We start from the raw sequence: 13,300 nt of genomic DNA, 5'->3' as shown, positions 1-13,300 counted from the left end.
AAAAATACTTCGGGGTCAGGGGCAGCGCCCCTCAACGTCCTTTGAACAACCCACCAAGGATGCCGCGCACGATGCGGCGTCCTGTCGTCCCCTTCAATTCCTTGACCACCACATCGGCCAGCGCGTCCCCGAATGACCCGCTTTGGGCACGTGTGCCGCGCCCCGTCGTCCGTGTCGCCGGGGAATAGCGCCGCGCGGCGGTGAATTCGGGGGCAGAATCCTCGGCCGCATGGGCCGCACGCGCCGCATCCTCGGCCCGCCGCGCAAGCATTTCATGCGCGCTGTCGCGGTCGATGGTGACGTCATATTTACCCCCCATCGGAGAGGCGGCCATCACCGCCGCCCTCGTCGCGGCATCAATCGGCCCAAGCTGGGATGCCGGCGGGCAGATCAGCGTGCGCTGCACCAGTTCGGGAATGCCCTTGGCGTCCAGAAAAGACGTCACAGCCTCGCCTGTGCCGACCTGCTGGATCGCTTCGGCGGTATCGAACGCCGGATTGTCGCGATAGGTTTCGGCGGCGGACTTCAATGCCTTGCGATCCTTGGCGGTGAACGCGCGCAGCGCATGCTGCACGCGGTTGCCCAACTGGCCCAGCACCGTGTCGGGGATATCGGCAGGGTTTTGCGTGACGAAATAGACCCCGACGCCCTTGGACCGGATCAGGCGCGCGACCTGTTCGACCTTTTCCACCAAAGCGCGCGGCGCGTCGTTGAACAAAAGATGCGCCTCGTCGAAAAAGAACACCAGCTTGGGTTTGTCGGGGTTGCCGACCTCTGGCAGTTCCTCGAACAATTCAGACAAGAGCCACAGCAAGAACGTCGCATAAAGCCGTGGCGACCCCATCAACTGATCGGCGGCCAGAATATTGATCTCGCCGCGCCCGTCGCGCAGACGCATCATGTCGGCAAGGTCAAGCGCTGGTTCGCCGAACAAGGCTGCACCGCCCTGATTTTCCAGCACCAGCAATTGCCGCTGGATCGCCCCGATGGATGCGGTCGTCACATTGCCATAGCGCAGCGACAGATCGCGCGCATTCTGGCCGACAAAGACCAGAAGCGCCTGAAGATCTTTCATATCGAGCAGCGGCAGACCTTCTTCGTCGGCAACACGAAAGGCGACGTTCAGCACGCCTTCCTGCACATCCGTCAAATCCATCAGCCGCGCCAGCAGCAAAGGCCCCATTTCCGCGACCGTTGCGCGGATCGGATGACCTTGCCGTCCGAAGATATCCCAAAATGTCACCGGGAAAGCCCCGTATTGCAGGTCGAGGCCGATGGTGGCTGCGCGCTTCATAAAAGGTTCGTGCAGCTTGCCCGTGGCAGAACCGGCCTGTGCGAGCCCCGACAAATCGCCTTTCACATCAGACAGGAACACGGGCACACCGGCCGCGGAAAAGCCTTCAGCCATGATCTGCAAGGTGACCGTCTTGCCGGTCCCTGTCGCCCCGGCCACCAGCCCGTGCCGGTTCGCCTTGTCCAGACGCATGATCTGCGGTGCCGCGTATCCGTCGCCCCCGCCGCCGATAAAAATATGCTCCACCCGTCCTACCCCTTTACGATGACCGTTACGGCAAAATACATTCTTAAGGTTTCTCTGCCAGATTAAATCGGCAAGGCCTGCATGGTGGTCTTGCTCTTCTCCCTGTTGGACTGGCCGCGCCCTCGGGTGCGGCCTTTTTTCACGCGAAAACCCCAGAAAAAGCATCGGATTTGCTGTTGACGACGACATGCCCATTTCGTAGCGTGTGCCCAATTAGTCGGCCAAGTCCGACAGGGAGAAAAACAAAAGGGTCCGGCAACGGGCCCTTTTTTGTTGCAGAAGGCTGGGCGAAAGATCGCCAAGGCCGGGTTTTTAGTCCCTGACACTGTCCGGCTGGCATGCTAGAGCCGCGACCAAACAGAACAGGATCTTTCGTAATGCGCACGACCATCACAGCACTGACGCTGGCGGGCCTTCTTGCCTTGGGAACCCAAGCTGCCGGGCAGGACGACACCGCCCCCGCACCGGCACAAACGCCAGAAGTCCCCGACTTGACCGGCGCGCTGGACCTGGGCGAACCCGTCGGGCCGCGCGTTGGCGAGATTTATGTCGCCGACAACCACGGCGATTGGGAAGTCCGCTGCATCCGCGCGCCCGAAGGGCAGGACGACCGCTGCAATCTTTATCAGTTGCTGACAAATCAAGAGGATGCGCCGGTCGCCGAATTCAACCTCTTCCGTTTGCCCGAAAGCGGCCAGGTGGCCGCAGGCGCCAATATCGTGGTCCCGCTGGAAACACTGCTGACGCAGCAACTGACGCTGTCGGTCGACAGCGGCGAGCCGCGCCGTTATCCGTTCAGCTTTTGCAATTCCGCAGGTTGCGTCGCCCGTATCGGTCTGACGCAAGCAGAGGTCGCTGCATTCAAGGGCGGCGCGACGGCGACATTGCGCCTTGTTCCTGCTGCGGCACCAGACGAAGAATTCCTGCTGACCATGTCGCTGGCGGGTTTCACTGCTGGCTATGACAGCCTGACCCCTGTGCCTTAACTGAAGCGGCGCAGCGCGATCACCGCGTTCAGCCCGCCAAAAGCAAAGGCATTGGACAGCGCGACGTCGATTGTGGCGTCGCGCGCCACATTGGGCACCACATCCAGCGCGCATTCGGGGTCGGGTTCTTCATAGCCGATGGTGGGGGCGATCACCCCGTCCCGCAGCGCCATGATACAGGCCAAAAGCTCGACCGCCCCCGTCCCGCCGATCAAATGCCCGTGCATGGATTTGGTCGATGAGATCATCAGCTTGTCGGCATGTGCGCCGAACACATCCGCGACGGCCGCACATTCGGTCTTGTCATTGGCCGCCGTGCCGGTGCCATGTGCATTGATGTAACCCACAGCATCCAGCGGCACGCCCGCATCCCTGACAGCCCCCGCAATGGCGCGTGCCGCCCCCTGTTTGCTGGGCATCACGATGTCGGAGGCATCCGAAGTCATCGCGAAACCGATCACCTCGCACAATATGTCGGCACCGCGCGCGCGGGCGTGGTCGTAATCCTCGAACACGAACACGCCGGCGCCTTCGCCCTGCACCATCCCGTTGCGGGTGGCCGAAAACGGACGGCAGGCGTCCTTTGACATCACGCGCAGCCCTTCCCAGGCCTTGATCCCGCCGAAACAGAGCATCGCCTCGGACCCGCCGGTGATCATCACCTTGGTCATGCCGCAGCGGATCATGTTGAAGGCCTGCCCCATCGCGTGATTGGACGACGCACAGGCCGTCGCCACGGTAAAGGTCGGCCCCCGCAGGTTCCATTCCATCGACACATGACTTGCGGCGGCATTGTTCATCAGTTTGGGCACGATGAACGGATGGACGCGGTTCTTGCCCTCTTCATAAACAGCACGGTAATTTTCATCCTGCGTGTTCAGACCGCCACCCGAGGTGCCGAAGATCACGCCCGACTGGTCGGCAAGGCTGCCGGTGAAAGTCAGCCCTGACTGCCCGATCGCCTGACGCGCGGCCAGCAGCGTGAATTGCGTAAACCGGTCATAAAGCGCGATCTGCTGGCGGTTGAAATGATCCGCCTCGTCGTACCCCTTGATCTGGCCGCCGATCTGGATCGCCAGCCGGTCGACATCGGGAATCTCCAACGGGCCGATCCCGCATTTGCCGTCGCGCATCGCGGCAAAGGTCGCAGGCACATCGGTGCCCAAGGGGTTGATCGTCCCTGCCCCGGTAATGACGACACGCGCCATCAGCCTGCCTGTTCGGATTGCAGCTGCTTGACCGCCAAGATGATCGCACCCACGGACGAGATGTCAAAGGCGCTGGCGGTCGGGTCATTGGCGTTAAACGGCACCGCGATGTCAAAGGCCTCCTCGATGGCGAAGATGCATTCGACCAACCCCAGAGAGTCGATCCCCAGATCGGCAAGCGACGCATCCAGCGTGATATCGCCGGGTTCCAGCATCGCCTGATCGGCAATGATGGCGATGATCCGGTCATCGGTGGTCATTCAAAGGCTCCGTTCTTTTCGTGCTGCTCATTTAGGCATTGTCGACCGGCAATGAAACACCTGATTAACGTGCGGCAAGATCGCGCAGAATCCGCGGCAGGCGGCGCAGCGCCTTGTAGCTTTCGATATGCAGCTGCATTTTCGTGGCCGGATAGCCCATCATCACGCGTCCTGCGGGCACATGCGACAGAACGACCGACCCGCCGCCCAGCACCACGTCATCCCCGATCTTGAGGTTATCCGCGATCCCCGCCTTGCCACCGACCACCACACGGTCGCCGATCACGGTGGACCCCGCAACACCCGCCTGGGCGCACAGCAGGCAATGCGCACCGACGATGACATTATGCCCGATCTGCACAAGATTATCGACCTTGGTGCCTGGCCCCACGCGTGTGGCGCGGATGGTGCCTGCATCCACGGTGGATCCTGCGCCGATTTCGACATCATCCCCGATCACGACACCGCCCAGCGAATGGATGCGGTGCCATGTCGGGTCGGCGGGGGCGGTCATCGGCGCCTCGCCCAGCGTTTCGCGCGCGATCTCTACGTTGGACGGTTCGGCTGTGACAAAGGAAAATCCGTCGCCGCCGATCACCACATTGGGTTGCAGGATCACCCTGTCGCCCACGCGCACACCCGCCTGCAACCGCACGCCTGCGTGAATTTGGCAACCCGCGCCGATCACGACACCACGTGCAATACTGACCTGATCCGCGACCCAAGTGCCCGCGCCAATCACCGCGCCTGCACCCACGACGCAGAACGCGCCGATACTGGCATCCACCGCGACCATCGCCGTGGGATCGACCAGGGCCTGCGGGCTGATGCCCGTCGGTTCATGTGTCTTGTCCATCATTTGCGTCAGCCGCGCCATCGCCAGACGCGCGCGCGGCGCGATGATCGCCGCCTGCAATCCGAGCGCCTGCCAATCGGCCTCGGGCCAGACAATCGCGGCACGCGCCGATCCTTTTTGCAATGCCGGGCCGTAGGCCGGGGTCATGGCCAGCGCCAGATCGTCGGGTCCGGCGGTCGCTGGCTCGGCCGCGCGTGTGACCGCCAGATCGAGATCGCCCTGTGCCTGCGCGCCCAGTGCGGCCGCGATCGCCCGAATGGAATGTGTCATTACCACCTCGTTTTGCTGCAATTCCGCTGGTCCGCGCGTGCTTTACTGGCGGTTATCCAAAAGCGCACCCCCACGCAAGCAGCGTCATGTGCCGACAAAAATGCCACTTGCGCAAATTTTCGCCGATTTTCTTTTCGTTCATGGGAACCCGTTAAACAAGACTTGGTCCGCGAATCAAAATGTGTCATAGGTTTTGGACATCTTGGGGGCATGATGGCAGTCCGTACCAAAACGGACATAAAAGATAAGCGACGGGACAGGCGCGTATAATGGACAAGAACAAGACTTCGGGGATGACCCGGCGTGGACTATTGGTCGCATTAGCGGCAACAGCTGTAACGGCAGCACCAACATATTCCAATGCGCAGGGATTTTTGCGCGGCGCAGGCGACATCCGCAGAATTGCGATGTACAACGGGCGCACCGGCGAAACCCTTGATACGATTTACTGGATTGAAGGCGAATATATCGCCGAGGCCGTGCGCGAGATCAACGTCCACATGCGCGACTGGCGGACAGGTGAAGCGGTCCAGATGGACCTGCGCACCATCGACATCATGTCCGGGGCGCGCCGGTTGATGGAAACCGACGAACCTTACCTGCTTTTGTCCGGCTATCGGTCCCCCGCCACCAACGCGATGCTGGGCGCGCGGTCGTCGGGTGTTGCGCGGGATTCGCTGCACATGCGCGGTCAGGCCGCCGATCTGCGGCTGCGCAGCCGGACGACCAGCCAGATGGCAAGCGCCGCAGCCGCATTCAACGCAGGCGGCGTCGGGCGCTACGGCGGGTCAAATTTCGTGCATATGGACTGCGGTCCGGTACGGACCTGGCGCGGCTGATACCACCGCGATAACGACACCGATTGCAGGCCACCCCGACCGGGTGGCCTATTTTGTTGCACCGGCAGCAAAACCTGCCGGATTTAGTCCGATTTTTGATGGAAAAGCCTTGTTTTCTCGGCACCTGCGTTTATGTCCGGGGCAATCGTTCAATTCCTCGATGACCGGGCAAATTACGTGGCAAGTTCTTCTTCTTCGCATGGGTGGGTGACTCCTGCCGGCATCATTCCTGTCATCATTGCAGGTGCTTTGTTCGTCTGGTTGGTACAGGCCCTGCCTGTCATCGCAGACGGGTCCAGCCTGCGCTATGTCTGGCCATGGGTGCCAACCCTTGGGGTCAATGTCAGCTTTCTGATCGACGGGCTGAGCTTGATGTTCGGCCTGCTGATCACCGGCATCGGCGCGCTGGTGATGCTGTATTCCGCCAAATATCTGGCAGGCCACCCGCAACAGGCGCGCTTTTCGCTATTATTGACCAGTTTCATGTTGGCAATGCTGGGGCTGGTGATGGCGGACAACCTGCTCAGCCTCTTCGTGTTCTGGGAACTGACGACGATCACGTCTTATCTGTTGATCGGCTTCAACCACGATAGCGCGAAATCGCGACGATCGGCGCTTCAGGCGCTTTTGGTGACGGGGGTCGGGGGGCTGGCGCTTTTGGCGGCCATCATTCTGATCGGCACTGTGGCAGGCACATTCGAGTTGTCAGAGATCCGCGCCATGCCCGGCGTGCTGACGCAAAGCACCCTTTACCTGCCGATCCTGATCCTTGTGCTGCTGGCCGCCTTCACCAAATCCGCGCAGATGCCGTTCCACTTCTGGCTTCCCAATGCGATGGCCGCCCCGACCCCGGTCAGCGCCTACCTGCATTCGGCGACGATGGTCAAAGCGGGTATCTATCTGATGGCGCGGACCCATTCTTCGCTGAGCGGGACCGATGTCTGGCTGTGGACACTGACGATCGCGGGGGCGGCCACGATGGTGTTCGCCTCGGTGATCGCGCTGCGGCAGACTGACCTGAAACAGGCATTGGCCTATACGACGCTGATGGCGCTTGGCGCACTGACATTGCTGCTGGCCAACGATTCAGGCTATGCGATCACGGCGGCGGTCACGTTCCTGATGGTGCATTCGTTTTACAAGGCGTCGTTGTTCCTTGTCGTCGGCATCCTCGATCACCAGACCGGCACGCGCGAGACGACCAAATTGTTCGGCCTTGGCCGCACGATGCCGGTCACCGCGACAGCGGCGGTGCTGGCCGGGCTATCGATGGCGGGTATTCCTCCGTTTCTGGGCTTTATCGCCAAGGAATTGTCCTATGCCGGATCGCTCGAAGTCGCGTCATCGGCCATGTTCGTCGCGGGGGCGTTTCTGGTCGCAAGCGCATTGATGTTCGCGATCGGCGGCATCGTGGGTTTCCGCCCCTTCTTCAGCAAGGCCGGACCGAGGATGGAGGGGATCAAGGAAGCAAAGTGGCCGATGCTTGTTGGCCCGCTTTTGTTGGCCTTTCTGGGCGCGGGGTTCGGCATCTTTCCGGGATTGCTCGAGGTGTATCTGGTCGATCCGACCGTCGCCGCCATCCTCGGCGAGCCCGGACTGGCAAAGCCATTGCATCTTTGGGCGGGGTTCAACCTGCCGCTGGCGCTGAGCGTCGCGACCTTCGTGATCGGCTACGCGATCTATGCTTTCGCCACGCCTTTGCGCGCGCTTCTGGTGCGTCTTGGCGACCGCAGCCCCAGTTTCGACAACGGCTGGGACACGCTGCTGGCTGGCGTGCTGGCAGGCGCGAAATGGCAAACACGGGTGATCCAGACCGGCCAGCTGCGGTTTTATATTATGGTGACGTTCATCACGACGCTGGTCGCGCTGGCGGGGACCATGGTGTTCCGGCAGGCCGTCACCCTGCCGGTTGCCTGGTCGCCCGTGGGTCTGACGGATTGGCTGGTGTTCGGGCTGGTGCTGGTCGGCACCGGGCTGACCATCGTCACCCAGTCGCGGATCACGGCGATTGCGGGTCTGGGTGTCGTGGGTATCGGGATCGCGCTGATCTTTGTGCTGTATTCCGCGCCCGATGTCGCGATCACGCAATTGCTGGTCGAGACACTGATCGTAGTGCTTTTCGCCGCCGCCGCCCTGCGGCTTCCGCGTCTTGGGGCCGAACCGCTGAACGAGCGCTGGCTTGATGCCGTGGTCGCCATTGGTCTTGGGGTGTCGGTGTCGCTGATCCTGCTGATGTCCACCGCCGGCCCGATCGATCGCAGCCTGACCGACTTCTTCGAGGCGTCAAGCTATCCCGATGCGTTCGGCCAGAACATCGTGAACGTCATTCTGGTGGACTTCCGGGCGCTGGACACGTTCGGCGAGATCGCGGTCGTGCTGGTGGCGGCCATCGGCATCTTTGCCCTGCTGCGCAGCAAACCCGAAAAGGACGAGGCATGAAATCCATCATTCTGATCGCCGGGTCCCGGCTGTTGGTCGCACTGATGACTGTGTTCGCGGTCTACATGCTGCTGCGCGGACATAACCAGCCGGGTGGCGGGTTCATCGGCGGGTTGCTGGCCGCGGTCGGTTTCGTGATCTACGCCATCGCCTGCGGCACAGAAGGCGCGCGCCAGGCGCTGCGGTTCCGCCCGACCGATATCGCCGCCGTGGGGCTTGGCTTTGCGCTGTTTGCGGGGGTCATGGCTGCGTTCTTTTCGGATGATTTCTTTACCGGTCAATGGCTTTTCATCAACGCCACACCGCAGGACAAGGGCATCCCGCTGTCGTCGGTGCTGGTCTTCGACGTGGGCGTGTTCCTCGTCGTGTTCGGGTCCGTCCTGTCGATTGTTTTCGCTCTGGAGGAAGAAGTCTGATGGAACCGCTGCTGTCGATCCTGATCGGTGTTCTGGTCGCAGGTGCGGTCTATCTGATGCTGGCACGCAGCCTGATGCGTTTCCTGTTCGGGCTGATCCTTTTGTCCAACGCCGCCAATCTTGCGATCTTCGTGTCCGGCCGGATGACGGCGGGCGCGCCGCCGCTGGTGCCTGACGGCATGGACGTCCCGCCAGAGGTGGTGGCGAACGCTCTGCCGCAAGCCCTGGTCCTGACCGCGATCGTGATCGGCTTTGGCCTGTTCGCCTTTGCATTGATTTTGGCTGTGCGCGCCTTTCGCAGCCTTGGCACTTTGAATACCGACGACATGCGCGTCGCCGAGCCGAAAGAAAAAGGATGAGTTGGTATCTGTCGCTTCCGTTGATCCTGCCCTTTGCGACGGCGATCATCTGCTACTTGCTGCGTGATCGTCCAAGCGGTGCCTGGGTATCCGTCGCAGGATCGGCGCTGGGGCTGGTCGCGGCGATTGTGTTGATGGCCCTGGTCCTGCAAAACGGCGTTGTTGCAGGCCAGATGGGCGAATGGCCCGCGCCATTCGGCATCACGCTGGTCGCGGATCTGTTGTCGGCGGTCATGGTGCTGATCACCGCGATCACAGCGCTGGCCGTCGCGATCTATGCGCTCAGCGATGTGGACGCGCGGCATGGGCAGCTTGGCTATCACGCGCTGTTCCAGATCCTCATCGCCGGCGTGACCGGGGCCTTCCTGACGGGCGACCTTTTCAACCTTTATGTCTGGTTCGAGGTGATGCTGATCGCCTCTTTCGGTCTGCTGGTGTTGCATGGCGGCAAGGAACAGATCGACGGTGGCGTGAAATACGTGGCCCTGAACCTGATTTCGACGATCCTGTTTCTGACCGGCATCGGGCTGCTCTACGGGCAGACCGGGACCCTCAACTTTGCCGATCTGGCGGTCAAGGTCGACGCGGTCGAGAACAAGGCGCTGCTGACCGTCATCGCGATGCTGTTCATGGTGGCCTTCAGCGTCAAGGCAGCGGCCTTTCCGCTGTTTTTCTGGCTGCCAGCAGCCTATCACACTCCAAGTTTTGCGGTCTCTGCGGTCTTTGCGGGCCTGCTCACCAAGGTCGGTGTCTATGCGCTGATGCGGACCTTCACGCTCGTCTTCGATCATGATGTGGGCTACACGCATACAATTCTGCTCTGGGTCGCCTGCTTCACCATGGTGACAGGCGTCCTGGGGGCGGCCGCGCAATCGGATTTCCGCAAGATCCTGTCGTTTCACATCATCAGCCAGATCGGCTATATGATCCTCGGTCTTGCGATCTATACGCCTTTGGCCATCGTGGGTGCGGTGTTCTATCTGGTCCACCACATCATCGTTAAGGCCAACCTGTTCCTGATCGCCGGGATCAGTCAGCGTCTGACAGGCGGGTCCGATGTGTTCAAGATCGGCGGGCTTTACAAGTCCAGCCCGTTCCTGGCCGTGTTGTTCCTGATCCCGGCGTTTTCGCTGGCCGGTTTCCCGCCGCTTTCGGGGTTCTGGGCCAAATACATCATCGTCAAGGCATCGCTTGACGAAAGCCTTTGGATCGTCGCTTTCATCGCCTTGGCGGTGGGTCTGATGACCATTTATTCGATGACGAAAATCTGGGCCGAAGCGTTCTGGAAAGACCACCCCGACGGGATCGATCCAAAGCTGTCGGCCCTGCCCGGCCGCACGGCGCTGCTGGTGCCGGTCATCGGGCTGGCGCTGCTGACGATGGTGATCGGCCTGATGCCCGAGCCGTTCGTCACCTTCGCGGAAAGATCGGCCGCGCAACTGCTGGACCCCACCGAATATATCACCACGGTTCTGGGTCCGGAGGCCATGCAAGCCGCTGATCCGTTGGAGGTCGCGCCATGAACATGTTCATCCTCAACCTTGCGCTTGCCGTGATCTGGGCCGCGCTTTGGGGCAGCCCGACCTTGCTGATGCTTGGCGCGGGATATGTGCTGGGCTTTCTGATCCTGTGGTTCGCATCCCCTGTCTTTGGGCTGCGGGACGGGTATTTCCTGCGATCCTGGCGCATTTTGCGGCTGATTCTGTACTTCCTGTATGAACTGATCATGTCGAGCATCCGCGTCGCCTATGACGTGATGACGCCGAATGATTTCAGCACGCCCGCCATTCTGGAGATGCCACTGGATGTGACGTCCGATTTCGAGATCCTGCTTGTCACCAACCTGATCTCGTTGACGCCCGGCACGCTCAGCCTTGACGTGTCGTCTGACCGCAAGACGCTGACGTTCCACGCCATGTATGCCGACGACCCCGAGGCCGTGATCCGCGATCTCAAGAGTGGGATGGAAAGGCTGGTCAAAGAGGTATTTGAATGATGACGCCCGAAAGCTTTCTGGATGGAGCAATCTATTTTTCATTCGTGCTGGTCGCGCTGTCGCTGGCCATCGCCTTTGTGCGGCTGACGCTTGGGCCGACGCTGTCGGACAGGGTTGTCGCGCTCGATATGATGACGACGCTGATCATCGCGGTCTGCGGGATCGTCGCAGTCATGACGGCTGTCAGCGCGTTTCTGGACGTGGCCATCGTGCTGGCGCTGGTCGGCTTTCTGGCGACCGTGGCGCTCGCGCGGTATGCCGAACGGCGCGACCCCGAAAACGAGGCCCATGCAGATGATTGAGATCGTGATCGGTGTTCTGCTGCTGATCGGCAGCTTCTTTGCGCTGGTGGCCGCCATCGGTATCTTTCGCCTGCCGGATGTGTTGATGCGGATGCATGCCTCGACCAAGGCCGGCACATTGGGAAGTAGCCTGATCCTGATCGGCGCGGCCGTGTTCTTTGCCGAGGGCGTGATCACGACCCGCGTGGTCGCGACGATCGTGTTCCTGATGCTGACAGCACCCATCGCCGCGCATATGTTGGGGCGGGCGGCGGCACGCAATTACAAGAAAGGTGCGAAAGATATCGGCTGATCAGCGGGCTTGTTGAAAAGGCAACGGCCCGGCATGATACCACCGCCCCCGTGAAGGATCCCCATGCCGCGCCCCCTTGCAGAAAACACGCTTGCCATCACCTTTCTCTATTATCGCGACTTGCCCCGCGCGATGCATTTCTACGAAACCGTGCTGGGTTTGACGCTGGTCATCGACCAGGGATGGTCCAAGATCTATCGGATTTGTCCCGGCGCGCATGTCGGTCTGGTTGACGAGACGCGCGGCATGAACAAATGGGCGGAGGTCAAGCCTGTCCAGCTTTGTATCCGGGTCCCCGATGTCGCCGCATGGTATGAATATGCGCAGGGGCTGACGCTGCCTGACCTGTCACTGCTGTTCGTGAATGATGCGCTTGGCATCCGGGCCTTTGTGTTCCGCGACCCCGAAGGCTATCAGATCGAAATCCAGTCCGCGACGCGGCCCGATGCGTGACAGCGCAGATTTTGGTCAGGTTTGCGAGGTGATGTGGCGGAGGGGATGGGCCTGACGTCCAACCTTCTCCACATTTCAGGATGCCGATTGTGTGTTGCAAAGCAGCTCTCCAGCTTGATCAGCCGGTGGCTTCGACTATGACCTCATCGCCTATAATTAGTCGTCGGATGCGATCGAGTATTTTCTCACTGTTCGCTACGTCTATGCTGGCGGTCTCAAGGATCGTGGCATGGCCGGTTATGCGATGGCGGGCGTGGACAACGTCTTCGGTTCCAAGGCCGGGGTGATGGGGATAGAGCAGCGTTAAGCGGGGAGCGAGATAGAGCTGCGCATAGGCCATCATCTGATAGACGTCGGCCTGCGAGACGCCTTGCTTGGGATCATCAATCCCCGAGGATATCTGCTTCCACTTGGTATCGATGACATGGCTTACGGTACCACCCCTGCGGATCAGGATGTCGGGCTTGTGACCTGCCCCCCGAAACTTCCCTCACTTTGATGTAGAGTTTGCTCAACCTTCGAAGGAGCAAACAAATGCGACAGAGTCGTTTTACCGAAGCCCAAATAATCGGGATGATCAAAGAGCAAGAAGCTGGGATGCCAACGGCTGAGGTGTGCCGGAGACATGGCCTGAGCCCAGCGTCGTTCTATAAACTCAAAGCCAAATACGGTGGCATGAACGTTTCTGACACCCATCGCCTCAAGTCGCTTGAGGATGAGAACGCCAAGCTCAAACGTCTGTTGGCCGACACGATGTTGGATAACGTTGTCCTGAAAGAGCTGCTGGGAAAGAACTGACGACATCAAATGTGCGACGGGCTGCGGCATGCAAGGCAATGCGGGATCATGATATCTCGCAACGTCGGGCGTGCAGGCTTGTTGGTGTCGATCCCAAGACCGTCCGGCGTGATCGGCCGCCGGATAATCCTGAAGTTCGCGAAGAGATGAAGGCGATTGCCAGCAAGCGGCGCCGGTTTGGTTATCGCCGGATCGGCGTGCTGTTGGAGCGCAAAGGCATGATCATCAACCACAAGAAGCTGTATCGTCTCTACACCGAGGAAAAGCTAGGCGTCAGGCGACGAAG

General features: G+C 60.7%; 15 protein-coding genes and 1 pseudogene. 11 read left to right on the top strand and 5 right to left on the bottom strand.

All coding sequences use genetic code 11. The features are described from left to right. Positions 1 to 31: 31 nt before the first annotated feature. A complete protein-coding gene (locus H147_RS0115805) occupies positions 32 to 1,486 on the bottom strand; it encodes a helicase HerA-like domain-containing protein (RefSeq protein WP_051108224.1) in 1,455 nt (484 codons plus the stop codon). A 431-nt stretch (positions 1,487 to 1,917) separates the two neighbouring features. Here H147_RS0115805 and H147_RS0115800 point away from each other — a divergent pair, with 431 nt between their 5' ends. After that, a complete protein-coding gene (locus H147_RS0115800) occupies positions 1,918 to 2,526 on the top strand; it encodes an invasion associated locus B family protein (protein WP_019956364.1) in 609 nt (202 codons plus the stop codon). On the opposite strand, the gene H147_RS0115795 is transcribed toward H147_RS0115800, so the two are convergent. The 3 genes from H147_RS0115795 to H147_RS0115785 all read right to left on the bottom strand — a co-directional run bounded on the left by H147_RS0115795 (position 2,523) and on the right by H147_RS0115785 (position 5,120). Beyond that, a complete protein-coding gene (locus H147_RS0115795) occupies positions 2,523 to 3,734 on the bottom strand; it encodes a beta-ketoacyl-[acyl-carrier-protein] synthase family protein (protein WP_019956363.1) in 1,212 nt (403 codons plus the stop codon). The two genes, H147_RS0115800 and H147_RS0115795, sit on opposite strands and share 4 nt — an antisense overlap. Beyond that, positions 3,734 to 3,994 carry an acyl carrier protein gene (locus tag H147_RS0115790; RefSeq protein ID WP_019956362.1) on the bottom strand — a complete coding sequence of 87 codons (261 nt, stop codon included), beginning with the start codon at positions 3,992 to 3,994 and terminating at the stop codon, positions 3,734 to 3,736. The genes H147_RS0115795 and H147_RS0115790 overlap by 1 nt, the downstream gene beginning before the upstream one ends. A gap of 64 nt (positions 3,995 to 4,058) precedes the next feature. Next, positions 4,059 to 5,120 (bottom strand): UDP-3-O-(3-hydroxymyristoyl)glucosamine N-acyltransferase, encoded by a 1,062-nt coding sequence (locus tag H147_RS0115785; RefSeq protein ID WP_019956361.1) that lies wholly within the window; start codon positions 5,118 to 5,120, stop codon positions 4,059 to 4,061. 269 nt (positions 5,121 to 5,389) lie between these two features. Here H147_RS0115785 and mepK point away from each other — a divergent pair, with 269 nt between their 5' ends. The 9 genes from mepK to H147_RS0115735 all read left to right on the top strand — a co-directional run bounded on the left by mepK (position 5,390) and on the right by H147_RS0115735 (position 12,216). Then, positions 5,390 to 5,959, top strand: coding sequence for a peptidoglycan L,D-endopeptidase MepK (gene mepK / locus H147_RS0115775; RefSeq protein ID WP_026352605.1), 570 nt, complete (start codon positions 5,390 to 5,392; stop codon positions 5,957 to 5,959). 207 nt (positions 5,960 to 6,166) lie between these two features. Further along, positions 6,167 to 8,398, top strand: a complete 2,232-nt coding sequence (mbhE, locus tag H147_RS0115770; RefSeq protein WP_019956358.1) for a hydrogen gas-evolving membrane-bound hydrogenase subunit E — start codon at positions 6,167 to 6,169, stop codon at positions 8,396 to 8,398. Beyond that, positions 8,395 to 8,814, top strand: coding sequence for a Na+/H+ antiporter subunit B (locus H147_RS0115765; RefSeq protein WP_019956357.1), 420 nt, complete (start codon positions 8,395 to 8,397; stop codon positions 8,812 to 8,814). The genes mbhE and H147_RS0115765 overlap by 4 nt, the downstream gene beginning before the upstream one ends. Next, a complete protein-coding gene (locus tag H147_RS0115760) occupies positions 8,814 to 9,173 on the top strand; it encodes a Na+/H+ antiporter subunit C (RefSeq protein ID WP_019956356.1) in 360 nt (119 codons plus the stop codon). The genes H147_RS0115765 and H147_RS0115760 overlap by 1 nt, the downstream gene beginning before the upstream one ends. Continuing rightward, on the top strand, positions 9,170 to 10,696 hold the full coding sequence (locus tag H147_RS0115755; protein ID WP_019956355.1) for a Na+/H+ antiporter subunit D: 1,527 nt from the start codon (positions 9,170 to 9,172) through the stop codon (positions 10,694 to 10,696). Before H147_RS0115760 ends, H147_RS0115755 begins: the two co-directional genes overlap by 4 nt. Further along, positions 10,693 to 11,169 carry a Na+/H+ antiporter subunit E gene (locus tag H147_RS0115750; protein WP_019956354.1) on the top strand — a complete coding sequence of 159 codons (477 nt, stop codon included), beginning with the start codon at positions 10,693 to 10,695 and terminating at the stop codon, positions 11,167 to 11,169. The genes H147_RS0115755 and H147_RS0115750 overlap by 4 nt, the downstream gene beginning before the upstream one ends. Further along, complete coding sequence (locus H147_RS0115745) at positions 11,166 to 11,471, top strand: MrpF/PhaF family protein (protein ID WP_019956353.1); 306 nt, start codon at positions 11,166 to 11,168, stop codon at positions 11,469 to 11,471. Before H147_RS0115750 ends, H147_RS0115745 begins: the two co-directional genes overlap by 4 nt. After that, positions 11,458 to 11,763, top strand: a complete 306-nt coding sequence (gene mnhG, locus H147_RS0115740) for a monovalent cation/H(+) antiporter subunit G (protein WP_019956352.1) — start codon at positions 11,458 to 11,460, stop codon at positions 11,761 to 11,763. The genes H147_RS0115745 and mnhG overlap by 14 nt, the downstream gene beginning before the upstream one ends. A 63-nt stretch (positions 11,764 to 11,826) precedes the next feature. Then, positions 11,827 to 12,216, top strand: coding sequence for a VOC family protein (locus tag H147_RS0115735; RefSeq protein ID WP_019956351.1), 390 nt, complete (start codon positions 11,827 to 11,829; stop codon positions 12,214 to 12,216). 118 nt (positions 12,217 to 12,334) lie between these two features. Here the strand turns inward: H147_RS0115735 and H147_RS0115730 are convergent, their stop codons facing one another. Further along, positions 12,335 to 12,670, bottom strand: coding sequence for a 5-methylcytosine restriction system specificity protein McrC (locus H147_RS0115730; protein WP_281162199.1), 336 nt, complete (start codon positions 12,668 to 12,670; stop codon positions 12,335 to 12,337). A gap of 80 nt (positions 12,671 to 12,750) precedes the next feature. On the opposite strand from H147_RS0115730, the pseudogene H147_RS20645 reads away from it, so the two are divergent. Then, positions 12,751 to 13,300 (top strand): annotated as a pseudogene (locus tag H147_RS20645) (transposase); the annotation flags it as partial.

Origin of the sequence: Yoonia vestfoldensis DSM 16212 (genome assembly GCF_000382265.1) — a bacterium.
Taxonomy (GTDB): domain Bacteria; phylum Pseudomonadota; class Alphaproteobacteria; order Rhodobacterales; family Rhodobacteraceae; genus Yoonia; species Yoonia vestfoldensis.
This window is presented reverse-complemented; position numbering and strand designations above follow the sequence as displayed.

Coding starts and splice junctions, on each gene's coding strand:
- H147_RS0115745 (WP_019956353.1), top strand. CDS start 11,166: ATGATGACGCCCGAAAGCTTTCTGGATGGAGCAATCTATTTTTCATTC.
- mnhG (WP_019956352.1), top strand. CDS start 11,458: ATGCAGATGATTGAGATCGTGATCGGTGTTCTGCTGCTGATCGGCAGC.
- H147_RS0115735 (WP_019956351.1), top strand. CDS start 11,827: ATGCCGCGCCCCCTTGCAGAAAACACGCTTGCCATCACCTTTCTCTAT.
- H147_RS0115765 (WP_019956357.1), top strand. CDS start 8,395: ATGAAATCCATCATTCTGATCGCCGGGTCCCGGCTGTTGGTCGCACTG.
- H147_RS0115750 (WP_019956354.1), top strand. CDS start 10,693: ATGAACATGTTCATCCTCAACCTTGCGCTTGCCGTGATCTGGGCCGCG.
- mepK (WP_026352605.1), top strand. CDS start 5,390: ATGGACAAGAACAAGACTTCGGGGATGACCCGGCGTGGACTATTGGTC.
- H147_RS0115785 (WP_019956361.1), bottom strand. CDS start 5,120: ATGACACATTCCATTCGGGCGATCGCGGCCGCACTGGGCGCGCAGGCA.
- H147_RS0115755 (WP_019956355.1), top strand. CDS start 9,170: ATGAGTTGGTATCTGTCGCTTCCGTTGATCCTGCCCTTTGCGACGGCG.
- H147_RS0115805 (WP_051108224.1), bottom strand. CDS start 1,486: ATGCGTCTGGACAAGGCGAACCGGCACGGGCTGGTGGCCGGGGCGACA.
- H147_RS0115760 (WP_019956356.1), top strand. CDS start 8,814: ATGGAACCGCTGCTGTCGATCCTGATCGGTGTTCTGGTCGCAGGTGCG.
- H147_RS0115800 (WP_019956364.1), top strand. CDS start 1,918: ATGCGCACGACCATCACAGCACTGACGCTGGCGGGCCTTCTTGCCTTG.
- H147_RS0115795 (WP_019956363.1), bottom strand. CDS start 3,734: ATGGCGCGTGTCGTCATTACCGGGGCAGGGACGATCAACCCCTTGGGC.
- H147_RS0115790 (WP_019956362.1), bottom strand. CDS start 3,994: ATGACCACCGATGACCGGATCATCGCCATCATTGCCGATCAGGCGATG.